Annotated in this window: 19 protein-coding genes; 18 read left to right on the forward strand and 1 reads right to left on the reverse strand. The window is 51.0% G+C overall.

The genetic code is table 11. The annotated features are described in order from the left end of the window. The first annotated feature begins 26 nt into the window (after positions 1–26). From G451_RS0110770 to G451_RS32665, 4 genes are read left to right on the forward strand one after another with little or no spacing between them, the layout of a single operon-like run. Positions 27–986, forward strand: coding sequence for an MlaD family protein (locus G451_RS0110770; RefSeq protein ID WP_027184262.1), 960 nt, complete (start codon positions 27–29; stop codon positions 984–986). Beyond that, positions 983–1,933: a tetratricopeptide repeat protein gene (locus G451_RS0110775; protein WP_027184263.1), complete on the forward strand. Its 951-nt coding sequence runs from the start codon at positions 983–985 to the stop codon at positions 1,931–1,933. The genes G451_RS0110770 and G451_RS0110775 overlap by 4 nt, the downstream gene beginning before the upstream one ends. Positions 1,934–1,986: 53 nt before the next feature. Next, positions 1,987–2,577, forward strand: coding sequence for a hypothetical protein (locus tag G451_RS0110780; protein ID WP_027184264.1), 591 nt, complete (start codon positions 1,987–1,989; stop codon positions 2,575–2,577). Between the two features lie 20 nt (positions 2,578–2,597). Beyond that, positions 2,598–6,041 carry a PAS domain S-box protein gene (locus G451_RS32665; RefSeq protein ID WP_051261385.1) on the forward strand — a complete coding sequence of 1,148 codons (3,444 nt, stop codon included), beginning with the start codon at positions 2,598–2,600 and terminating at the stop codon, positions 6,039–6,041. Positions 6,042–6,095: 54 nt separating this feature from the next. On the opposite strand, the gene G451_RS0110790 is transcribed toward G451_RS32665, so the two are convergent. Further along, complete coding sequence (locus G451_RS0110790) at positions 6,096–8,312, reverse strand: SpoIIE family protein phosphatase (RefSeq protein ID WP_027184265.1); 2,217 nt, start codon at positions 8,310–8,312, stop codon at positions 6,096–6,098. Between the two features lie 441 nt (positions 8,313–8,753). On the opposite strand from G451_RS0110790, the gene mraZ reads away from it, so the two are divergent. The 14 genes from mraZ to ftsA are packed head-to-tail and all read left to right on the forward strand — an operon-like array spanning position 8,754 to position 24,558. Beyond that, a complete protein-coding gene (gene mraZ, locus G451_RS0110795; protein WP_027184266.1) occupies positions 8,754–9,209 on the forward strand; it encodes a division/cell wall cluster transcriptional repressor MraZ in 456 nt (151 codons plus the stop codon). 4 nt (positions 9,210–9,213) lie between these two features. Further along, positions 9,214–10,167 carry a 16S rRNA (cytosine(1402)-N(4))-methyltransferase RsmH gene (gene rsmH / locus G451_RS0110800; RefSeq protein WP_027184267.1) on the forward strand — a complete coding sequence of 318 codons (954 nt, stop codon included), beginning with the start codon at positions 9,214–9,216 and terminating at the stop codon, positions 10,165–10,167. Between the two features lie 29 nt (positions 10,168–10,196). Beyond that, positions 10,197–10,562, forward strand: coding sequence for a hypothetical protein (locus G451_RS28855; RefSeq protein WP_211236347.1), 366 nt, complete (start codon positions 10,197–10,199; stop codon positions 10,560–10,562). A 32-nt stretch (positions 10,563–10,594) separates the two neighbouring features. Next, on the forward strand, positions 10,595–12,571 hold the full coding sequence (locus G451_RS0110810) for a penicillin-binding transpeptidase domain-containing protein (protein ID WP_027184268.1): 1,977 nt from the start codon (positions 10,595–10,597) through the stop codon (positions 12,569–12,571). Between the two features lie 10 nt (positions 12,572–12,581). Continuing rightward, positions 12,582–14,030 carry a UDP-N-acetylmuramoyl-L-alanyl-D-glutamate--2,6-diaminopimelate ligase gene (locus G451_RS0110815; protein WP_027184269.1) on the forward strand — a complete coding sequence of 483 codons (1,449 nt, stop codon included), beginning with the start codon at positions 12,582–12,584 and terminating at the stop codon, positions 14,028–14,030. Between the two features lie 2 nt (positions 14,031–14,032). Next, complete coding sequence (locus G451_RS0110820; RefSeq protein WP_051261386.1) at positions 14,033–15,418, forward strand: UDP-N-acetylmuramoyl-tripeptide--D-alanyl-D-alanine ligase; 1,386 nt, start codon at positions 14,033–14,035, stop codon at positions 15,416–15,418. Further along, entirely contained in the window at positions 15,415–16,491 is a 1,077-nt protein-coding gene (gene mraY, locus G451_RS0110825) for a phospho-N-acetylmuramoyl-pentapeptide-transferase (protein ID WP_027184271.1), read from the forward strand. Before G451_RS0110820 ends, mraY begins: the two co-directional genes overlap by 4 nt. A 17-nt stretch (positions 16,492–16,508) precedes the next feature. Beyond that, complete coding sequence (murD, locus tag G451_RS0110830) at positions 16,509–17,822, forward strand: UDP-N-acetylmuramoyl-L-alanine--D-glutamate ligase (RefSeq protein WP_027184272.1); 1,314 nt, start codon at positions 16,509–16,511, stop codon at positions 17,820–17,822. Beyond that, on the forward strand, positions 17,819–18,949 hold the full coding sequence (gene ftsW / locus G451_RS0110835; protein WP_027184273.1) for a putative lipid II flippase FtsW: 1,131 nt from the start codon (positions 17,819–17,821) through the stop codon (positions 18,947–18,949). Before murD ends, ftsW begins: the two co-directional genes overlap by 4 nt. Further along, positions 18,946–20,049 carry an undecaprenyldiphospho-muramoylpentapeptide beta-N-acetylglucosaminyltransferase gene (murG, locus tag G451_RS0110840; RefSeq protein ID WP_027184274.1) on the forward strand — a complete coding sequence of 368 codons (1,104 nt, stop codon included), beginning with the start codon at positions 18,946–18,948 and terminating at the stop codon, positions 20,047–20,049. The genes ftsW and murG overlap by 4 nt, the downstream gene beginning before the upstream one ends. Positions 20,050–20,108: 59 nt before the next feature. After that, the gene (murC, locus tag G451_RS0110845; RefSeq protein ID WP_027184275.1) at positions 20,109–21,470 is read left to right on the forward strand and encodes a UDP-N-acetylmuramate--L-alanine ligase; all 1,362 of its coding nucleotides are present in this window, start codon (positions 20,109–20,111) and stop codon (positions 21,468–21,470) included. Positions 21,471–21,472: 2 nt separating this feature from the next. Continuing rightward, positions 21,473–22,357: a UDP-N-acetylmuramate dehydrogenase gene (murB, locus tag G451_RS0110850; protein WP_027184276.1), complete on the forward strand. Its 885-nt coding sequence runs from the start codon at positions 21,473–21,475 to the stop codon at positions 22,355–22,357. After that, positions 22,354–23,295 carry a cell division protein FtsQ/DivIB gene (locus G451_RS0110855; RefSeq protein WP_027184277.1) on the forward strand — a complete coding sequence of 314 codons (942 nt, stop codon included), beginning with the start codon at positions 22,354–22,356 and terminating at the stop codon, positions 23,293–23,295. Before murB ends, G451_RS0110855 begins: the two co-directional genes overlap by 4 nt. Before the next feature lie 36 nt (positions 23,296–23,331). Beyond that, positions 23,332–24,558, forward strand: coding sequence for a cell division protein FtsA (gene ftsA, locus G451_RS0110860; protein WP_027184278.1), 1,227 nt, complete (start codon positions 23,332–23,334; stop codon positions 24,556–24,558). Positions 24,559–24,619: the final 61 nt, after the last annotated feature.

The raw sequence follows: 24,619 nt of genomic DNA on the forward strand, positions 1-24,619 counted from the left end.
CTACGCCGGACGCCCTTGGAGATGGCATGGATCAAACACAAGCCATAGTGAATGTAAACCGAACGGCCGGTTTCTTTGTCCTGCTCGTCGTTATTGTTCTTGTCGCGGCGCTTGCATTAGTAACAAAAGCCAAGCGACTCTTTGAAAAAGATTTCGATATTACAATCATCTTGCCTAAAGAAGGAACGTTCGGTGTCAGTCGTGACGACGAAGTCCACATTCTTCATCTTCAAGCAGGCTCCGTTACGACTGTGGACATTACGGAAGATGGCGTCATCAAGGCCAATCTCTCCATTTCTCCGGAGTTTGCCCGGTTTGTCCGTCGCGACTCCGTGGCCGTCATTCGACGTGGTTCGCTCTTGCTGGAAAAAGTAATCGTTGACATTACGCGAGGACAAGCTGCCCCTTTGCCCTCAACGGGAGCGCAAATCCCGTGTGTCGTTGAACCCGATCTCATGCAGACGGTACATGATACCGTTCGCCGGGTTGCTGCGCTTATTGCTGATATTGAAAAGGGAAAAGGATTACTTGGTAAAATAGTGGTGGATGAAACAATGGCCGACGATGTCACAACGGCCCTTGGCCAAGTAGATGGCATTCTTGCCGCGGTCAAAGCCACCATTGAACAAACACAGGCCATTCTGAAAACCACAGCCGCTTTTGGAGACTCTCTTCTCACCACAGCCGAAAAAACAAACACGATTGCCGCTGCAGTCCCCCCTGTGCTTGATGCGACTGGCCAAGCCCTCACGCAAGTAAAACGAACTCTTGAAGACATGCAGAAAACTCTCGCAACATTTCGCCATGTCGGTCAAAATGTACAGGATGATATTACATTGCTCCCCGCTCTCATGCTTCAGACGCAAAGTCTCCTTCTTGAATTGGAGAATCTTGTCCGCGGTATTGAAAACTCATGGTTTCTCAGAGACAATATCCCCAAGCCCACTCCGCCGACTCGTATTCCGGCACGTCGAGTTCAACCATGAGCACACAGCAATTGTACACCCCACCGTTTTTTCACGCCCCGCGACACACAACACTTGTGTACTGGCTCGTATTCGTCTGTGTTGCCTTGACACTCTCGGCAACGGGGTGTTCACTATTGCTTTCCTCACCACAAGAGAATGAAAACACTGAAGACCGGCTCTATGCCCAGTCCATGTTACTGGGGATGAAATCCTGGCAAGCAGGGCAGATCAAAGCTGCGCAACAAATGTACAACCAAGCTTTGACACGGGCTCGAACCATGGATTCGACAAGTAAAATAGCCGATTCTGCGTACAATCTGGCTGCGTGTCACATTGTATTGCATGACTGGGATGCAGCGTTACCACTTCTGGATGAGGCCATTTTGACGGGTGATCGTCCCGCCGACAGTCTTCTTCTCAAGACCCGAACCCTGCGTTACACCGGCCAAACGGAAGAGGCTCGCGATACGGCACATCAAGCTCTTAACGCTGCTCTTGCAACCGGACACGATGAAATCGCCACTGAAGCACGACTTCAGCTTGGTCTCCTTGACTGTGAAGCCGGTCAAAGCAAAGAAGCTCGGCAATGGCTTGTTGCGGCCGGACACGGCATGCAGAAAGAAACGACTATTCCGTCAGCCAAACAATTAGCCGGATGTTTGGCAAACCTGGACAATGCCCCGGCAACAGCCGCTCTCTATTTTGATGAGGAGACCACGTTGTTGCGCGATCAAAATGTCTATTCGGGACTTCCAGCCTCTCTTGCTCGTGCGGGGAAGGCGTATGCCAAGGCCGGAAACCATCAGGCAGCTCTTGATCGATTTTATCGAGCAGCCCGCACCGCCTCGGCCAATCAATTGCCCCAAGAAACGACTCAATATGCCACGCTGGGATTGGAACAAGCGAGGCTCATCGAGCGAACCGATTATATCTCGCTTCTTCAATCATTTCTCCATGCAGACTAGAAGCGCTCTCACTCAACCTCGGATACCCTCGGAGAAACCATGACGAGCACACCATGATAGATTTAATAACCATGTCGGAAATGGCCAGACAAGCCAATGTTCCAGAGACTTCAGCACGACGCTATGTCGAACAATTCAATGAATTTTTCATCATACAAAAAGCCGGAGCGCGAAAGCTTTTTGCATCATCCGGAGTTCCGCTCCTCCGATCTATAGCTGAAGCGTTCAAACGCGGAAAAGATCGAGATGATATCGCACAGCTCCTTCATAAAGCTGAAGCAACAACCATAGATGCGGCGCCTCAATACAGCATGCCCGACATGGCGACATCAACTATAGCACCGTCCCCACTGGCGGAATCACTTGCACAATCTTTGGCAGTATTACCGAAACTCCTTGAACAAAAAAACGATATTGATAATCTTCAGACTCATTTAACACAAATCCGCCAAGCATTACATGAGGAACAGACGCTTCGAAAGACTCTGGAAAAAGAACTGCACGCATTACGAGAACGCGTGATACAGTTGGAAGCCCACATGGAGACACTTCTCCCAGAGGAGCAGAAGCATATTACAACGGCACAACCGCAAACGATTGATGACAGGCACCAAGTGTTCGAAAAATTTTCGCTGGAACTGTAACCCCTTGAAATGAGTACGCCATGCCTATTCCATCCTGGCCCGATACTCCACGATTAACTCGAACGTATATTACAGCGCTCTGTCTCACCGGACTGTTGGCTACTTTCGTCTTTTTTGCCGGTTTGACCATTGTCCGTATCAATAGGGCCGCATCCGAGATCATTAACCTCAGCGGACGACAACGCATGCTGACACAGCGTATTCACGCCTATGGTCTTCGCATGCTCGACGGTGACCGAGAACAACGCATCCAAGCTGAACAACAATTGACTGATGCAGCGGACAAGATCATGTCCACGCATCGCTTACTCATGACAACTCCAAAAGCAGAGATGCTTTTCTTGTTGCAAGACCAATCGAACACAGAACTTTATACATCGGCTCCTGACTATATTGATACAAAGATAAAGCAGCTTCTTGAACTTGTTCATGCCATCAGCTTGGTTTCCCCCATAGATACTCCCGCCCAGCAATCTCTCCGCAAACGACTTGAGGCACAGACCGAAACGCTACTGCCCGTATTGGATAATATTGTTTACATATACGAGCAATCCTCCAAGCATATTACGATACTGACCGAAAGACTCAACATCATTGCGTTAGCAACCATCCTCTTGTTACTTGCCGGAGAAGGTTTTTTCCTCTTTCGGCCTATGGTCAACAACATCGCGGCGTTCAGAGAAGAAATCCTGTCCCAAGCTGGAGAGCTTCAAAAGAGAACCCAAGAACTTGAAGTGTCGCATTCCCGACTTTCTACGGAAATTGAGCTCCGAAAACATTCGGAGCAAGACCAACGGCAAAACAATGCTTATTTGGTGAGCGTGCTGAACGCATCCACAAAAGTGGCCATCATTACAACAGATATGGACGGCATCATACAAGTGTTCAACCGAGGTGCCGAAGCGATTTTAGGATATTCGGCCCAAGAGATGGTCGGCCAAAAGACACCGCAAGTCTTTCACGATCCAACCGAAGTCATGGAACACAGTCATATATTAACAACCGAAACAGGACACATCACCAACGGTTTCGATGTGTTTGTTGCAAAAGCCCGACAAGGCGGACATGAAACCAAAGAATGGACGTATATCACAAAAACCGGAGGCCGCCGCACGGTGAGTCTGACGGTGACGGGAATCCGTAACACCTACAATGAGATAATCGGCTATCTCGGTATGGCAATTGATATCTCAGACAAGATACAAATTGAAAAATCCCTTCGCCATTCCGAGCATTTATTTCGCATGTTTGTGGAATATACCCCCGCAGCTGTAGCCATGTTTGACACCAACATCTGTTATCTCGCGGCCAGTCAACGTTGGTACATCGACTATGGTTTAGAAGGAGAAGATATTCTCGGCAAAAGCCATTACGAAATTTTCCCTGAAATTCCAACACGATGGAAGCGGATCCATCAACGCGTTCTCGGAGGGGAGCCACTCAGAGCCAATGAAGACAGTTTTGAGCGACTTGATGGCAGTTTAGAATGGTTGCGGTGGGATGTACGACCATGGCGAGATGAAGACGGACAAATCGGTGGGATCATTATGTTTACAGAGGTCATCACCGAACGCAAACGCATGCAAAACGAGTTGAAACGCGCCAAAGAAGAAGCAGAGCGCGCCAATGCGGCGAAAAGCCAATTTCTTGCCCACATGAGCCATGAAATCCGCACCCCTTTGAATGCCATTCTTGGACTCAGCCATCTCGCCAGTGCAGCCACTGCAGACGCAAATCAACATGATTATCTCAAAAAAATCGAGTCTGCCGGATCCAACCTTCTCCAAATCATTAACGATGTTCTTGATTTCTCCCGTATAGAAACAGACTCTTTGCATCTTGATATCATTGATTTTAATCTTGATGAGATACTAACGGGCATTCAGCAACGCTTCGGAACTACAGCCCAAGCCAAGGGATTAAATTTTATTATCGACGTCGGGAATAACATCCCGAATCGTTTACGCGGAGATCGATCACGCCTTTTTCAAATACTGTCAAACATCATAGACAACGCCATCAAATTTACTGCCAAAGGAGAAGTCCACATCAATGTACAACTGGAGGAACAGCGAAAAGAATCCATCAGGCTCCGTTTCAGCATCACAGACACAGGAATTGGGTTCGATGCCAAAACTCTGGAGAGTCTCTTCTCGCCGTTTGTCCAGGCTGACGCATCGTTCACACGGACCTATGGCGGTGTTGGGCTTGGACTTCCCCTCAGTCGTGACCTAGCCCGGATGATGAATGGGGACATTCATGCCGTTTCGACACAGGAAGCAGGGAGCGCATTCACGGTTGTCGTCACGTTGGAAGTCGCACAACAAGGAGAAGACCAGCATCAGAATATCAGCCAAGACCAATTGGACGCTATTATTGGAGCACGAGTCCTTCTTGTAGAAGACAACGCCATCAACCTCCAGATTGCCAAAGAACTCTTGTCTCGCACTGGACTTCTTGTCGATACAGCATCGAATGGAGAAGAAGCGGTTTCTGCTACGCAAAACAAGGCGTACGACCTTGTACTTATGGACATCCAAATGCCAATCATGGATGGCCTCGAAGCGACACGAGCCATCAGAGCAATACCGGAAAGACGAGAGCTCCCCATTGTCGCCATGACCGCCCATAATTTGAAACACGACCAAGAACAAAGCCGCGAAGCCGGAATGAATGGTCATTTAGCCAAACCCATAGACCGCAACGCATTGGAAAAGATTCTTATTCAGTTTATTGCACCGGGTCAGCGTCTTATTCCGCCAGGATTTGTCAGACAATCGAAAGAGCAGCAGGCAGAAACGCCGGTTTCACAGATGAGCCTGCCACTTCCCAACTTAGATATCGAAGGAGCCTTGAATCGAACCGGTAATAACACCGAGCTCTACGCCAAGTTGCTCACGGAATTCTCCCGGCAATTCGATACCGCGACAACGAAACTCCGTGCCTACATTACAATAGGTGACGACAAGAACTTAAGCCACGCAACCGCCTTGGCCCATAGTCTCAAAGGAGTGGCCGGCAATCTCGGCATCAAAGACGTTCACCGCGATGCTGCAGATTTGGAACGAACTCTCAACGAAAACAATCTTGTCGGGGCGGAAAACGCGATAGTCCGTTTAGAGTCCAGCATTCCACAGGCGTGTGATGACATTGCAACATACCTGACCAACATGCCCTCCAAAGCCGAACCGTCGTCGTCTTCCCCCTTGGACATCCAAACAATCAGTGCACTACTGGGTCAACTTCATAGAGAGTTGGAAGAAAATCGTCTTGATGCCGTCGATACGGTCTCAGAACTCAAAGCGCGTCTTGGTCGCCCTGAGCTTGAAAACAATCTCGACCTTTTGGAACAAGCAGTAGACAATTTTGATTTCCAACTGGCTTCGACACATCTGTCAGACCTTGGCAAAGCACTTGATGTATGCTTGACTATCCAAAATATCTGCGGAGAGAAATCGACCTGAGAATGCTGTGATACGGCACTATCGCTGTGTTATTCATTGCAAGTCGAATCGAGTCTAGCCTGTATATTTCATCACGACGACGGTCACATCATCCTCTTTGGCCAATGCTCCGCCAAACGATTCAATATCATCAAGGACTGCGTCGATGATTTCCTGTGTTGACCGTTTAGCGTTGTCGCGCAAGCAGGCTTTGAGACGATCTCGACCATACATTGCGTTGTCTTCATCCATTGTTTCGGTAATTCCATCGGTTCCGAGCAATAAGATCATCCCTGGTGTCAAGGATTGATGTGAAACCGAATACTTCATATCGGGCATAGCCCCAAGCGATGTTCCTTTTCCCGACAATTCCATGACCGTACACGTTTCCGGATCATAAAGCAGCCCCGGTTCGTGTCCGGCTCGAACAAATTCAATCTCGGCGCTCCCCGAATGCACAAGGCACGCAAAAAGCGTCAAAAAATGTCCTGTGCCAAACGTGTCATGCGATACCGCATTATTGACATCGCTCATAATCTTGTCCAAATCCCCGCCCAAACCAACTCGTGATCGTAAGAAAGCCCGAGCCGAAGCCATGAACAACGCTGCAGGTACACCATGCCCGGAAACATCGCCAACGGCCACGAGAACTCCCGACGCCGATTCTTCACCAAGTGGGATGTAGTCGAAAAAATCACCACCGGTCTCATCGCAATACACACACTGTCCTCGAATTTCAAAACCGTCGGTATGTGGAGGAGCATGGGGCAACAGATGGGTTTGGATATCCATAGCCAGTCCCAAAGCTTCTTTCATACGGATACGCTCGGCCAATTCGGGAATCATGTTATCGAAAGCTCGGCCAAGTTCACCGATTTCGTCATTGGAACGGACATGAGCCCGTGCCGTAAAGTCTCCTCGTGCCAAGGCACGGGAGGCTCTTACCACTCGACCAAGATCAGCTGTAATTTTTCGTGACCCTAAAATCGCCGTGACCAAAATAGCAGCCAGCACGACCACAAGAAGCAAGGATGTTCGCGTAATGAGTGTCTCTACACTGTTGATCACAGCTGCTTTGGCCGATTCAGCCTCCGCTGTCACATCGGACAGCGGAATCATGAGCAAGAGCGCAACATTGTCCGTCCGTTCCAGCACCCCATAGGCAACAAGTTCTTTCTTGCCGTTAAATTCGACAAGACGGACTCCTGAACGACCGTGCTGAACGTCTTCAAGCATAACGGAAATAGAAGCTTCCGGTCCGGCGTCGAACCACGAAATTTCAGGTATCCCTCTCCAATGATGCACCTGTCTTTCGGAGCCTTGTTCACGAGCTAAAATGCGTAAGCCTTGTTTGCCGGAAGTCTCATTTTTATCCGGCTTGACGAGAAAGGACTCAGCTTCGCTTGACAGCATTTGAACATGTTCAGATTTCCGCATGACCGTTCCGACCGGAACAATAAGCCCAATCCCACCAATAACTTCTCGCTCTTTATTGTGCAGAGCCATGAATACTCCCATGGCAGACCGACGGGTAAACGGATCAACCATTGGAATCTTCCATACCAAATCCCGACCAGCACGTCTCAATTCATTCATGGAGACAAGATGACGAGGGTCAAGATGACGAGGAAGCACTGTGGCAGTTGCCGGATATACGGACAGTACTCCGGAGTTCAGCCAAATGACTTGCCATGTGTCTGGTTCATTTTCACTATCCGCAAGCTCCATGGTATATTCAACCATACGCGTCAGTCGACGTGCCTGGTCGCGAGCGTCATCCGTTTCCGAATAAAAGTGAAACGCTTGGGTTTTCATTGACACTTTTTGAGGAAAGCAACTTTGCCCCATCGCCAGACAAAGCCAAGTAGATGATTCCGCTCCGGGGGGAGAGGGTACATCAGCGGCACTCTCTTTCATGCTTCTCATGTTGCTCATGTTCCCCATGCTGTTACCCCAACCTTGGCCACGCCCCATCATCATTCCCATACCCTGTGGTACGATATAGAGATCTGTGTCCTCAGGAGCTGGACTTGATAAAGAACGCTCAGCACTGGCTGATTGCGTGCGTAGCGTCATTTCCATGAGTTCATGCTCAAGACCGAGCATGCGAGCATGGTCTTCAATCATTCTTTCCAGTTCCTGGCTTGTACGATGCACAAGTAAATTTGCCGACTGGGTTGCCAAGTCTTCTCCCAAGTCCTCCATTGAGGCTTGCCCATGCACCCGCATAATGATCATAGGGAGGATCGAAATACACAGTAAAGCGGCAAGAAATTTCCAGCGAATAGACATGAGGCATCCTCTGACACGGTTGGAAGGATATAAAATTCGAAGGCATTGTTACGGATTTAAGCAGGTTAAACAATAAGATATTCCTGGCAGTGGTGCAACGGGTCATACAATGCTCATCACAAAGAATAATATGCAGTCCTATTCAAATATCGTTTGTCACGAAATGTTTCTCAGGCAAATAATTTACAATTTGATATATCCATTTTTCTCTTGTTCCCTGCCTTTCTTCCTCACCAAACCTATACCTTCAATATCACACCATTTTCCAATAGAAATGGAATACACTCGGGAAAATCACCCGATTCAACGGTATAAATTCCCACCGAGCACAATATTTCTCCCCCGATGGTTTACCCTGTTTCCCCTTGACAAGGTGTTGCAATTGGGTGAGGGAGAGTGGGAAAGAGTGGGAAAAAGTGGTGAACAGTGTGAGAATAAGATATGTTTCGAGGGCACTCGTACAGAAACCTCGATGCCAAAGGGCGTCTGATGCTTCCTCCCGAGTTTCGGGAGACAGTGTTTGAGCATTCGCCCGAAGGAAAACTCATGCTGACCAATTTCGATGGTGCCGTCGCCGGATATCCCATGCCAGAATGGCAACGAATCGAAGAAAGCTTCGAACGTATCAATATTTTGAATGCCAAGGTGCGCAACCTGCAACGTTTTATCATCTCGGGTGCCGTCGAAATCACATTGGATAAGCAGGGACGAATACTTATTCCGCCGCATCTTCGCAATTACGCAAAACTTGAAAAGGACGTGGTCCTGGCCGGAGTAATCCAGAAGTTCGAAATTTGGGACATGACGCGGTTCGAAGAACGCCGCCGTCTGACCGAAGAAAATTTCGATGACGATATGGCCTCTTTGGCTGACGAAGGATTCGAACTCAGGCTGTAGTGACATGAACTGCGAAAATACCGCTCATCACGTCTCTGTTCTTTTAGAAGAGACGCTTGATATATTGGATATTCGCCCGGGTATGCGGGTACTCGACGCAACGTTGGGTCTCGGTGGGCATAGCCGGGCAATGATTGAACGCGCTGGCGGAGATCTCGAACTCATCGGTATTGATCGAGACGAGTCCGCCCTGGCGCTGGCCGAAAAACGCCTCAGCGATTTTCCCAGCGTCAAATTGGCGCACAGCCCGTTCAGCCAGTTCGACGAGGTGTTGGCAGCCCTCGATGTGGACATGGTCGATGCGGTGCTTGCCGATATCGGAGTGTCGTCTCTCCAGCTTGACGACCCGACTCGCGGTTTCGGCCATCGCCATGACGGGCCGCTTGATATGCGTATGGACGCCAGTGGAAACGAAATGACCGCTATGCGGCTTCTCGAAAAGGCATCCAGACGAGATATCAAGCTGATGATTGCACGTCTGGGGGAAGATCCCCAAGCCGGTCGTATTGCTTCTGCCATTGTGCGGGCCAGGGAAGAGGGAACCCTGACCAGTACAACGGACTTGGCAGAAATCGTATCTGCGGCCTATCCCGCAAAATGGCGGGCAACGGCCCGGCAACACCCGGCGACACGGACTTTTCAGGCGTTACGTATGACGGTGAACAAGGAACTGGAAGAGTTGAGGGAGTTTTTAGCCAAGATTGTCGGGTATGTGCGTCCGGGCGGGCGTCTGGCGATCATTTCGTTCCATTCGCTCGAAGATCGCATCGTCAAGCACACGTTTCGCGACGAAGCGCGTGATTGTATATGTCCACCACGACAACCCTTCTGCACATGCGGAAAAGTCAAACGGCTGGAAATCCTCACGAAGAAGCCGATCATGGCAGGCGAAGCTGAAATAGCGGCTAACCCACGGGCACGAAGCGCCAAGCTCCGCGCCGCCAGACGGATCGGTTGAGCCCGAACCAAAAGGAACAGGAACGTATCATGAAAAACGTTTCCACCGGATGGGCCGTTTCCACGGCTCTGGGTTTACTTATGGTTCTCACGCTTGGGCTTGGCCTGGTCTGGCTCAATATCGAACGTGTAGACTTGGCCTACCGGTTGAAAAAGACGCGAAACGAGATTGAGTGGGCCGAAGGGCTTGCCGCCAAGCTCGAAGTGGAACGAGACACGTTGTCGACTCCTTCACGTCTTCGCCGAATGGCCGAGAACTACGGTTTGGGTCCAGCCATGCCCGGCCAGATTCGCCAACTTCGCGATACGCCTATTTCTGCGGGAGCACTGAGTGAAAATGATCTCAATGCTTCATCAGGCCCACAAGTTCGAAAATCTGTCGACTCACGCAATTAATAGTAAAAACTCTGAACGTACGGCGAGACGCTATGTCGGGAAAACAGACCCCAATGCATGATTTCAGCAGAACCAAGGTGACTGTCGTCATGGTTCTTGTCTTTGTGCTGTGGGCCGCACTGTGGATTCGCGCCGGCCAATTGCAGATTGTGCGTGGGCCGGAACTGGCCGAACGCGCACTTCGGCAACATCTTGCCTTGGAATCCGATCGCGGCAGCCGTGGGCAGATTCTGGACCGAAGCGGCCAACTCCTCGCCAAAAGCGTGGCATTTACCTCCGTGCACGCACGCCCTGCGCAGATTTCCGATCTGGACTATACCGTTTCCAAACTTGCACCGATTCTCAAACAAAATCCGGCAAAGCTGAAACAACGCCTCTCTTCAAGCAAATCGTTTATTTTCCTGGCACGGCAAATTGATGACAAAACCGCAGCCCAGCTTGAAGATGTGAATCTCCGCGGTGTGTATTTAACCACAGAATACGGCCGTTCCTATCCTCACAAACACCTTGCTGGTCAGCTCCTTGGATTTGTGGGAATCGACGATACCGGTCTTGATGGCCTGGAAAAATCGTTCAACTCGATTCTTGCCGGAAAAAAAGCAAAATATGCAGTACAGCGTGATGCTGCGGGCAGACGCCTTTATTTGGATGCCCAAGGCAAAGCGATGGAAAATACGGACGGAGACAACTTGCGCCTGACCATCGACGCGCAGGTTCAGTTCTTTGCCGAAGACGCGCTTGAAAAAGCGGTGACTGATAATCACGGGACCGCCGGAGTGTGTATCGTGGTAGATGTTCCAACAGCAGAGATTCTTGCTTGGGCAAACTACCCGTTTTTCAACCCCAATACCTACAAACGGGGGCGCCCCGCTTCCAGGCGCAATCGATTGGCTCTTGATTTGATGGAACCCGGTTCGACCATGAAGCCACTTCTCGTCGCCGCAGCTTTACAAGAAGGTGTCGTACGACCTGATTCGGTTTTCAATTGTGAGAATGGACGCTGGCGTATAGGTCGACACGCTATTCGCGATACGCACTCATACGGACTTATCCCGGTGAATAAAATCATCAGATGGTCCAGCAACATCGGCGCCGCGAAAATCGCCATGGAATTGGGAAGTGACCGTCTGTACAGCTATTTCAAAAAAATGGGATTTACAGACCCGACAGGCCTCCCTCTCCCCGGTGAATCAGGAGGTATGATTCGCCCTCCAGGGGCATGGGGGGATATTGGACTTGCGACCGCAGCGTTTGGCCAAGGTGTCGCGATAACTCCGATACAGCTCGTACAAGCCTTTTACACACTGGCAAGCGGTGGCATTATGCGGCCGCTTCGACTCGTTCTTGACCCAGCTGACGAAACACGCGAACGCACATCTTATCGCCTGTTTGATGAGCGTGTGGCACGAGCCGTTCAAGATATGATGCGTGAAGTGGTCGAAGAAGATCATGGAACCGGCTCCAGAGCCGGTATTAAGGGCATGCATATCGGTGGAAAAACCGGGACCGCCCAAAAAGCCGCACCGAGTGGTGGGTACGGCAATAAGTATATCGCATCGTTCATTGGATTTTATCCGGCATATGATCCCCAATACATAGTTTACATCATGGTTGATGAACCGGAACCGTCGCATTATGGGGGGGTAGTTTCAGCACCGGCCGTACGCGATGTGGCACTTCGTACGATGTCCTATTTCGGACAAATGCCTGATGCTGCTTTTGTTGTTCAAAAACCCAACCCCTCTTTGGTTTCAGCCTCATCAGTCGGACAACGCGCCGCGACTTTCCACCGCTCTATTGAAAAGGAACATGTCGTCATTGGCGATACCGTCCCTGACCTTCTCGGCATGCCTTTACGCCGAGCGGTAGAAATCCTCGCATCCAAGGGAATTATTCCCTCCCTTGAAGGCGATGGTTTGATCATATCCAAACAGGCTCCACAGGCAGGTGAAGGTTGGCCCAAAGGAGAAAACCGTGTTTTTACTCTTTGGCTCGCGCGATCGACGTAAGGAAAAATGCATGAGTATGACACTTTCGCCTTTTGACGACCTCATAAGCCACGTTCGAGGTGGATTGCAAATCACCGATCACTCGGGAAAAATCCAACCTGGCGGCATTTTTGTTGCCGTTCCTGGCCCTGTGCGCGATGGAGCAGATTTCATTCCCCAAGCAGATCTTGCCGGTGCCGGTTTTATCGTCACACGGAATGACGCACCATGGCCCGATGGTATGCATGCCCAACGTATTGTTCACCCCGACCCAGCCCAAGCTTTGGGTGAGTTGGCCGCTGTAGCCAACGGAACGGACAATATGGCCATGCGTGTGACCGGCGTGACCGGAACCAACGGGAAAACGTCCATCTGCTATTTACTCGAACATCTTTTTTCTTCAAATACCGCCAAAGCAGGCATTCTCGGGACGATCGACTACCGTTGGCCAGGATTTCGACTTGAAGCGAACCTCACAACTCCGGGATGCCTCCAGTTGCACGAATTGCTCGGCAACATGAATAAAGCATCGGTCGATGTTGCGTTCATGGAAGTATCGAGTCATGCGATAGACCAGAAGCGGATTGCTGGTATATCCTATGATGCCGCTGTGTTAACCAATATCACGCAAGACCACCTGGACTATCACGGTGACATGGAATCCTATTTTCAGACCAAGGCTAAACTCTTCACCGAATTGCTCAAATTTCCACAAAACGCCTGCATTAATTACAATGATCCGTTTGGACAACGCCTGCTGACAAAACTCGATCAGGCTCTTGCTTACGGTCTCGATGATGTCCCCCATGGAATACGTCGTGCCCTGCGTGGACGAATTATCGACATCGATGACACGGGCATCACAATGGTAGTTGACTATGAAGGCAAAACCTGGGAAATCCGCTCCCCCATGGCTGGAAGACATAACGCCCAAAATTTACTCGCCGCTCAGGCCGTTGGCTTGAGCCTCGGACTGTCTCCGAATCAGATGGCCGTGTTCAACCATTTTCACGGCGCTCCGGGACGGCTGGAACGTATTGCCAACGACAAGGGCAAGACCGTGTTCGTTGATTACGCCCATACACCAGATGCATTGGTGAATGTCTGCCGTTCTCTGCGAGAACTTCCCTACGACCGGCTGATTGTCGTTTTTGGATGCGGAGGCGACCGAGACAAAACCAAACGCCCAAGAATGGGTGAAGCCGTATGCCAATATGCCGATGTGGCCGTCGTTACGTCTGACAACCCACGACACGAAGATCCACAAGCTATTATCGACGATATCAGGCCCGGTCTCGGTGGATGCACACGCGTGATGGAACAAGTTGATCGAAAAAAAGCAATCATCACCGCTCTGGACATGATGCACGACAATGACGTCCTGCTCATCGCGGGTAAAGGGCATGAAACCTACCAACAAATTGGTGACACCAAGCATCACTTCAATGATGCTGAAATTGTTTGGGAGCATTTGGCGTGAGAATGTATGTGGACGAAATAGCTCGGGTTATTGGAGCCCAGCTTCCCGAATCGGTTCGACCGGACACGGTCGTCGAATCGGTATGCTCCGACAGCCGTAAAGCCTGCCCGGGGAGTCTGTTTGCCTGTCTCCCAGGAGAACGGGTCGACGGTCATGCATTTGCCGCGCAAGCCGCCAGCCAAGGTGCAGCAGTTATTTTAGCCGCTCGTCCTTTAGCAGATATTACCGATGCCATCGTGCTTGTTGTCGAAGATCCTCTGTTCGCATTGGGGCAACTCGCTCGGGCCTGGAGGGAACAATCCGCGGCGCAAGTTATCGCCATCACGGGTTCCTGTGGAAAAACCACGGTGAAGGAAATGCTGTCGACCGTGTTGTCCCAGATGGGCTCGACATCCAAAAATCACAAAAATTTCAACAACCAGCTTGGATTGCCGTTATCGATGCTCGCGGCGTCCGAACGTGACGACTTTTGGGTAATGGAACTCGGCATCAGTCGAGAGGGAGACATGGAAGCCTTAGGGGCTATTGCCGCGCCGGATGTCGCAGTTTTGCATAACATCGGCCCTGCACACCTCGAAGGCCTGGGCAACATTGATGGCGTTCTCCATGCCAAAGCCACACTGTTTGAGTTTCTTAAACCCAATGGGGTAGCCATTGTTTCCCTGGATTACCCGGGCCTTTTCGACCGCGCCCGCACACAAACGGCAGCGGTTATCACGATCTCCACGGCCAATCCCGACGCCGATGTATTATGCCAGTACGTCGGATCACAAAACGACCAGGGCGTCTTTGTCGTGACGACAAAATCCGAGACCCGCACCATGACGCTTGGCATTGCCGGTGCACATTACGCCGAAAATATCGCCGCAGTATGCGCGGTTTGCCAACACTACAAAATAGGCCTGGAACGTATTGAAGAGGGCCTGCGTCAATTTGATAATCCGGATCAGCGGTTCGTCGTTGAAAATCTTGGCGATTATATCGTCATTGACGATTCGTACAATGCCAATCCTCTCTCTATGCGCCGATCAATCGAAGCAGCCCGCGACGTGGCCGGAGATGGGCCGTTGTGTCTTGTTCTTGGCGAAATGCGTGAACTCGGTACGGCGCGCCAAGCAGAGCATACAACCCTTGGCGTTGTGGCGGCTGGCGTCAACCCTGCCATCGTCCTTTTTAAAGGCGAAAGTGCGGAACATGTGCAGACTGGTCTTGCTCAAGCCCACTTTCATGGCCGATTTTTCCCGACTTCCGATGCGACCGATTTGACGGCCGTGTTGCAAGACAACTCGTTTACCCACGGAACCATCCTGGTCAAGGGCTCACGCTCCATGGCTATGGAAACCTATATTCAGCCTCTGCGTGAGATTTCCCCCAGGAGCACGACGTGATTTATCATATCCTTGTTCCTCTTTCGACCCAATTCGGGCTCTTCAACGTTTTTCGGTACATCACGTTTCGCTCCATTGCGGCCTTTATTACGGCTTTGGTCATCTCCATTTTGTTCGGACCGCGTGTTATCCGCTATTTGACGGAACTCAAATGTGGACAATACATTCATGAAGACGTCACGGCACACCAATGCAAAGCCGGAACACCGACGATGGGAGGCCTCCTCATCGCCCTGGCATTGTGTCTCGCTACGTTATTGTGGTCAGACCTGACGAACGGCTATGTATGGCTCACGTTATTTGTCTTTTTGGGCTTTGGCGCTGTCGGATTTTATGACGACTACCTCAAAGTGGTAAAAAAGAAGAACAAAGGACTTTCAGCGAAGGATAAATTTCTTATTCAAACCGCCGTTTCCTTTGTCGCCACGGGCATCCTGCTGATCAATCCTGAATATACAACCAGCTTGTCCGTTCCCTTTTTCAAAAATTTTCAACCCGATCTGGGATTTTTCTATTTACCCTTTGCAATGCTTGTCGTGGTTGGAGCGAGCAATGCCGTCAATTTGACCGACGGGCTCGACGGGCTGGCCATTGGCCCGACGGTTGTCGCCGCAGCCATGTTCGCATTGTTTGTGTACGTGGCCGGACATACCCAAATCGCCAAATATCTGCAGGTGACGAGTGTTCCCGGTGTCGGTGAAGTCACGATATTTTGCGCGTCCATGGCTGGCGCCGGACTCGGTTTTCTATGGTTCAACGCGTATCCGGCTCAAGTATTCATGGGAGATGTCGGTTCTCTGAGTTTGGGGGGAGCGCTCGGCTTCATCGCCGTTCTTGTCAAACAGGAACTGCTTCTTATGATTGTGGGCGGTCTGTTTGTCGCTGAAACGTTGTCCGTCATTTTGCAGGTCGGATATTTTAAATTCAGTGGTGGCAAACGTATTTTTCGAATGGCTCCACTCCACCACCATTTTGAACTCAAGGGGATCCCCGAATCCAAAATTATTATCCGATTTTGGATTCTGTCCATTTTGCTGGCGCTCGTCGCGCTTGGAACACTCAAGCTGCGATAGGACGAAGAGGCTACTTAATGCGTGAACTTCTGCACACCATGCAACTGACCGGCCACAAGGCCGTTGTCGTCGGTGCCGGCCGATCCGGTCTGGCCGCGGTACGCCTTCTTCTTGCTCTCGGGGCCACGGTCCGTCTGCTCGATAAGCGAACCGACGCACTGGACGATACGGATCGAATTGAACTGGAAGAGCGGCATGTCGTCATTCGTTTGGGCGAACATGCCAGTGAAGACTTTGCCGGAGCCGACATGGTTGTGTTGAGCCCTGGAGTTCGATCTGCCAGTTTAATGCCGTTCTTCGATCCGGCAAGACCACCGCAAGTCCTGGCAGAACTCGAACTTGCCTCCTGGTTCGCCGATGCCCCAATTATCGCCATCACCGGGACCAACGGCAAAACCACCGTCACCACTCTGGTGGGGGAATTCCTGCGCGATGCCGGGAAGTCTGTTTTTGTCGGAGGCAATATTGGTACGCCGCTGTCCGACTATATTTTGAGCGACCAGCCTGCGGACGTCATTGTTTTGGAAGTCAGCAGTTTTCAATTGCAAAACGTTTCGTCATTTCATCCCAAGGTTTCTATATTGCTCAACTTCACGCCTGACCATCTTGATTGGCATGAAGATATCGCCGAGTACTTTGCGGCCAAGCTTAACATCTTCTCCCGCATGGACAAAACCGATTTGGCCATTTTGCCATTCGATCTCAAAGAAATATTGGAGAACAAGATCGAACTGGCCTGTAAACGAGTATATTTTACAGCGACGAACCGGTTTCAAGCTCCGACACTGCCTGGCCGGCATAATCAAGCCAACCTTGAAGCCGCGTGGTTGGCCGTCAAAGCATTCGGCCTGAGTCAGGAACAGGTTCAGTCAACCCTGAACGCTTTTCCTGGCCTTCCCCATCGCATTGAACACGTCGGTATGGTCAACAATGTAACATTCATCAACGATTCAAAATCGACCACCATTGATTCCATGCGCGCTGCTCTTGAAAGCGTCGATACGCCCACCCTGCTGCTTGCCGGTGGTGTTTTCAAGGGTGGGGACTTGGATTCCCTGACGCCGCTTTTCAAAGAACGCCTCAAAGCTGTTGGACTTTTCGGGGACTCACGGAACGATTTTGAGCCCACATTCTCCAGTATTTGTCCGACAAGCTACGATCCAACACTGGGTGAAGCGACCCGACGACTTTTTGCATTGGCGGAACCCGGTGACACAATAGTCTTATCGCCGGGAACAGCGAGTTTTGACCAGTATTCCGGATACGCCGAGCGAGGAAAAGACTTCGTGCGTGTTGTACAGGAACTACAGGCCGAGCAGGAGAACTCATGAGCCGATTTTTACTCAAACCAAGCTCCGAGTTGGCCACAAAACCGACTATCGACCCCCTGCTTTTGGGCGCAGGGCTTGTCCTTGCCGGTTTGGGGCTCGTCATGGTTCTTTCGGCAAGTGGTGTCATGGCCGAACGTATGGTTTCGGATAAATATTACTTTTTTAAAAAGCAGTGCATTTTCGCGTTGATTGGTCTTGTGGTTATGGTTGTCATGGCCAAAGTGCCCCGTTCAATCTTGCATGGGCCCGTCTACCCGGTCTTATTCGGGGTGCTTATCATGTGTGCCATGACCCTTATACCTCAACTGTCCGTCAAAGCTGGTGGAGCTCGACGCTGGTTGGCTGTGGGTCCGATCTCGATTCAACCTTTAGAATTTGCCAAAGCCGCGCTCGTGTTCTATTTGGCTTATTTCTTTTCGCGAAAGCAGGACCTTGTGCGTTCGTTCACCATTGGGTTCCTGCCACCAATTTTTATTACGCTTGTGTTCTGTTTTATTCTTTTACTCCAACCTGACATGGGAGGCGCCGTTTTTCTTGGGATGCTCTTTTTCTTCATGAGCCTTGTCGGCGGCACGCGCATCTTTTATCTCCTCGGCTCCAGCATGATCGGCGTGGCCGCGATGGGATTGCTCATTATGAGTTCTGAATACCGGGTGAAACGTTTTCTGGCGTTTCTCGATCCCTTTAAACATTCTGCTGATATCGGATACCAGCTCGTTCAGTCTTTTCTTGCATTTGGATCAGGTGGTATCGGCGGAGTTGGATTTGGCGCAGGAAAACAAAAGTTATTTTATCTCCCCGAAGCCCACAACGACTTCATCATGGCTGTCGTTGGGGAAGAACTCGGTTTTGTCGGCGTCTCACTTGTTTTTATTTGTGTCGGTATATTATTGTGGCGGGCTTTTTCCGTGGCGCTTGCTCAAGATGACCTCCGGGATCGATTCACGGCATACGGCATGACCATGATTTTAGGCTTGGGATTCTTGCTGAATATGGCTGTTGTTCTTGGCTGTATCCCTCCCAAAGGCGTGGCGATGCCTTTCCTGTCCTATGGAGGTTCAAACATGGTCGCCTGCTTCCTTTGCCTTGGCATCCTCCTGAACCTCTCACGCAAGAGGCCTACATGAAGCGTGTCGTCGTAACAACAGGCGGCACGGGGGGACATATTTTTCCTGCCCTGGCTGTCGCCCGCACACTCAAGGAACGCCACCCCGACCTGCGTATCCTGTTTATCGGTGCTTCCGGTCCGGAAAAAACCATGGCCGAAGCCAGTGGACTCGAATTTGTCTCATTGCCCGTACAGGGAATCCTGGGAAAAGGGCTCATGGCAAAAATTCGTGCCGCATACGGGCTTGGAGTTGGTTTTCTGCAAGCTATACGTCGCATTCGACAATTTTCTCCCCAAGTCGTTATCGGTTTTGGGGGCTATGCTGGTTTCATTCCGGTATTCGTTGCGAAACTTTTTCGCATTCCAACGGCTATTCAGGAACAAAACAGTATCCCTGGTATGGCCAACCGAGTATTGAGCCGTCTGGTCGATCGTATTTTTCTTGGTAGCCGTGACACAACAAGACTTTTTCCCCCAAAAAAATGTGTTCTCACCGGCAATCCGGTCCGAGCAACGATTGCTGCCTTGGGTGAAAAGGCCCGAAACAGGACATTTGGACGGAACGTTCTTGTTCTTGGTGGCAGTCAAGGTGCCAGAGCCATCAACCGCGCTGTTGTTCGCGCGCTCCCTGAGTTTGAAAAGGCTGGGATTACCTTATGGCATCAGACGGGCAAAACAGATTTCGACACGGTGTATGCCGACTATACCGCTACGGGTTCGGCAGACCGACACACCGTCAGTGCTTTTATCGAAGACATGGCTGCTGCGTATGATTTTGCCGATGTTGTCATTGCCCGAGCCGGTGCAAGCAGCCTGGCTGAAATTACGGCCGCAGGGAAGCCGGCTATTCTTATACCGTTTCCGCATGCGACACACGATCACCAAATGGAAAACGCACTCGTACTTTCCGCAGGTGGAGCTGCTCGCGTGGTGGCTGAAAAGGGAGAAAAAGCTCCCAGCCTTTTGGCCGATGTGAATCTCGGAGCCCTTGCTGCCGATCTTTTAAACGACAATGCAACGCTCATGACCATGACCGAAAACGCCTTGACCTTGGCCGCACCCCATGCAGCCGACACAATTGCCGACAATGTGGAAGCCCTGGCCCTTCGGACGGCATAAGCGAGATGAGACAGATGGAAATACAAAAAATACATACTAACGGTGCCCAACGCGGGGGCATGCAACACAAAGTACGCCGTATTCACATGATTGGTATCGGCGGTTCCGGTATGAGCGGTATTGCTGAAGTTCTGCTCAACCTCGGTTACGAAGTGAGCGGCTCCGACATGGCTTCGGGAGCGCCTGTCAAACGATTGCGCGACCTCGGTGCAGAAATTTACATCGGCCATGGGCGAAAAAATGTGGGTAATGCCGACGTCGTCGTCAAATCCACGGCGATAAACGCCGATAATCCAGAACTGGTCGAAGCGCTCAGCCGCAGGATTCCCGTTATTCCTCGCGCTGAAATGTTGGCGGAGCTCATGCGACTTCGCACAGGGATTGCTGTTGCCGGTACCCACGGTAAAACAACAACAACATCACTTCTGGCGACAATTTTCACGGAAGCAAAAAAAGATCCAACGGTCATCATCGGAGGACGGCTCAATACATATGGCTCAGGAGCTCGGCTCGGTGAAGGGGAATACCTTATTGCCGAAGCCGACGAGTCCGATGGTTCTTTCTTGTGTCTTTTACCCATTATGACCATCGTCACCAATGTAGACGCCGACCACCTTGACTATTATACTAACCAAGACGACATTGATTCGGCATTTACAACTTTTATGAATAGTCTGCCCTTTTACGGGCTCAATGTCGTCTGCAGTGACGACCCCGGAGTCGCGCGTCTTTTGCCACATGTGAAGCGACCGACCATTACCTACGGTCTTGGCGAGACGGCTCGTATTCGTGGAATAATTACGAGTGGCGGCCCCGTAAATCGCTTTACAGTACTTGTAGACGGCGTACACTTTGCCGACATAGTTTTGCCGCATCCAGGCCAACACAATATACTGAATGCACTTGGCGCTATCGGCGTCGCACTTGAGGCCGGGATCAAAAAAGAAGATATCGTCACCGCTCTTTCTAAATTCGGAGGAGTCGGCCGACGTTTTGAAATTAAAGGTGAACGGAATGGCATCACTGTCATTGATGATTATGGTCACCACCCGGCTGAAATTGCGGCGACAATCAGCACCGCCAAAGCATGCTATCCGGGACGACGTATTGTGGTTGCCTTCCAACCCCATCGTTTTACTCGAACTCAAGCGCTGTTCGGCCAATTTTGTAAAAGTTTCGACGAGGTTGACGAGTTGCTTTTAACGGAAATCTATCCGGCTTCGGAAACCCCCATTCCCGGCGTCTCAGGAGAATCCTTAGCACAAGGCATTCGTCAAGTCGGAAATGCACGCGTTCACTTTTATCCGGACTTCACAGCGATGGAAGAAGCGCTGCCGGATATGTTGCAGTCAAACGACGTGTTTATTACGCTCGGGGCTGGGTCTATCTGGCGTGTCGGACAAGGATTTTTGGAGGGTTAAACGTGGCATTGCGCGAACTGCCCGAACCGGTTCTCGCCGAGCGCACCACACTGCGCCTTGGAGGACGTGCATTGGCTGAACTCGTCGTAGACGAGCCGGCCGATTTCGACGCCCTGCCCGGCGCTTTGTCACGGCTTGGTGCAACGCCGTACGTCTTTGGTTGGGGAAGCAATATCCTTGCCAAGGACGGAGAGTTGCCCCTTGTGCTCGTGCGTTTCGGCAAAGCAGCCGGTCCCACAGTTGTGGCCGAAACCGACGACACAATCACGATTGATGTCGATGCAGGATTGCGCCTCCCCGTTTTGTTGACCTGGCTGGCAAAAAACGGCCTCTGGGGATTATCCGGTTTAGCCGGCGTCCCAGGCACCGTGGGTGGTGCAGTCGCCATGAACGCAGGATCGTTTGGATGCCAGATAAAAGATGTTCTTGAATCGGTTGTTATGTGGTCCGAAGAGACCGGACTTGTCCGTTACGCATCGGACGATATCGACATGGGGTATCGCTTTTTCAAGCCACGTCGCATGACAGGGTTCTCTCTCGTCGCATCGGCACGATTGAAATTTGTTCGTAAGCCCGCAACGATGGTACGGGACGCCATGACAATGGCCATGGATAACAAACGAAAAACGCAACCTCTCGATACGCATTCAGCAGGGTGCGTTTTCAAGAACCCCGAAGGAGACAGCGCCGGCCGGTTGCTTGATGTGGCCGGATTTCGCGGGAAAAATCACGGAGATATGGCGTTTTCGGATAAGCACGCCAATTTTCTTGTCAACAAAGGGAACGGAACAGCAGCCCAGGCTATGGAGCTGATTGAGATGGCCCAAAATACGGTTTTGGACCAATTCGGAGTGGCACTCCACATGGAGGTAAAGACTCTGCCATGAGCATCCGCGCCAACGCATCTGGGGGCAAGCCTTCGGGAGCGAAAAAGAATTCTTATTCAAAGCAGTACCACAAGGGCAAGAATGACAAACCGTCACGCCTGTCCTTGACCGGAAGCTCCAAGAATCGCAGCCGATCGCCACGAGTGCACGTAGCTTCTCCTGGTAATGCATCTGCCATTGGCGTGGGTATTTTACCTTCTCCGCGTTTCGTTGCCGGCTTTTTTACGAAGCTGGCTGTTCTCATTGTTGCCGCCACTGTATTGGCCGGAGTCAGCGTCGGCTTACTGGCGGGATACCGATGGTTGACAACCATCCAATATTTCAGCCTGGATAGCATTGATGTCCAAGGGCTTCATCGTCTTTCAAACAAAGACATCATTTCCCTGTCCGGCCTCGCACCAGGGGACAATCTCATGGCCATCAAACTTGGTGCTGTCGAGACTGCAGTGGAAACAGAGCCATGGGTGGATACCGTTGCCATCAAGCGTGTCTTTCCGGACACCATCAATTTGGTGGTTACTGAACGTGTTCCAGCGTATTGGATGCAATACCAAAATAAACTTTACTACGCCGACGAAGCAGGCCGCATCATCGACGTGGTAGAACCGGACAATTTTGAATCGTTACCACAGCTTGAGATTGAAGCCGGTATGGAAAAACACCTGGACATGCTGAATCATTTCTGGGAGGCCGCTAAGGCGACCGGCGCCCCGTTCTCAAAGGATAATGTTGCCTGGGTGCGATTGTCCTGGAGACACGGAATCGAAATCATGCTTTTGGATCGCAATACCATGTTGTGCCTCGGTCTCGATAACTGGCGCGACAATCTTCGCCGCCTGACCCTGGTCTGGGCGGACTTGATGCGGCGTGGCGAAATCGAGCGAGCGGCTGTTATTGCCTCGCAGGACGACAAAGTTTTCGTCCAAAGCCGCACGTAGCACCAACTAACGCAAGACGAGGACTGGGGGCGGGATATGGCCAAATCGGAACTTATTGTCGGACTTGACCTCGGCACCACCAAAACCTGTGTGGTCGTGGGGGAGCTTTCCCCTGAAGGCGTGGACGTCGTCGGCATCGGCACGTCTCCGTCCACAGGCCTACGACGAGGAGTGGTCGTCAATATCGAGCAAACCGTACAGTCGATCAAAAAAGCCTTGGAAGAGGCAGAATTGATGGCCGGCTGTGAAATTCGCTCGGTGTACGCTGGTATTGCCGGCAGCCACATTAAAGGCTTCAATTCTCATGGGGTAATCGCCGTCAAAGGCGGTGAAGTTGGTCAACGCGATGTGGAGCGCGTCATTGATGCGGCTAAAGCTGTTGCCATCCCCATGGATCGAGAAGTCATCCACATCCTGCCTCAGGAATTTATTGTGGATGATCAACGCGGCATCGCCGACCCGCTCGGTATGGCGGGGGTGCGTCTCGAAGTCAAAGTCCACATCGTCACCGGTGCTGTGACCAGTGCACAAAACATTGTGCGCTCCTGTCACCGAGCCGGACTTGACGTCTCAGACATCGTTCTTGAAGCATTGGCATCGTCCAAGGCTATTTTGACGGAAGAAGAACGCGAAATCGGTGTCGCTTTAGTCGATCTGGGCGGAGGCACCACCGATCTTGCCATTTTTTCCAATGATTCCATCAAACACACGTCTGTCTTGGCGCTTGGTGGAACAAACCTGACCAACGATATTGCTTTCGGCTTGCGTACACCGATGCTTTCGGCTGAAAAGATTAAGATTCGATTCGGTTGTGCCTTATCGGATCTTATACGCGAAGAAGAAATTATCGAAGTCATGAGTGTTGGTGGACGCGAACCTCGACGGCTCTCTCGACACATTCTGGCTGAAATCTGTGAGCCACGTATTGAAGAAATGCTGGCCCTCGTCGACCAGGAACTCATTCGCTCCGGATTGAAAAACATGATTGGTGCAGGTGTCGTTCTGACTGGTGGCACCTCGCTTATTGAAGGAATGCAGGAGTTGGCCGAACAAATCTTCAATTTACCAACACGTATTGGATATCCAACGCGCGTAGGCGGATTGCGAGATGTTGTAAATAGCCCGATGTATGCCACAGCCGTGGGTCTTTTGCTCTATGGAGCAGAAAAGGAAGGAGTGGAAAAACGCTTCCGTATCCGCGATGAAAACGTCTTCAACCGTATTCTCGGCCGCATGAAAAAATGGTTTGTCGACGTTAAATAAGGCAGCGCTTCCATTCGTAGGATGACAAAGGCTAACCAAGGAAGGACTCAAGGGGGAGGAA

The organism is Desulfovibrio inopinatus DSM 10711, from assembly GCF_000429305.1.
GTDB lineage: Bacteria > Desulfobacterota > Desulfovibrionia > Desulfovibrionales > Desulfovibrionaceae > Alteridesulfovibrio > Alteridesulfovibrio inopinatus.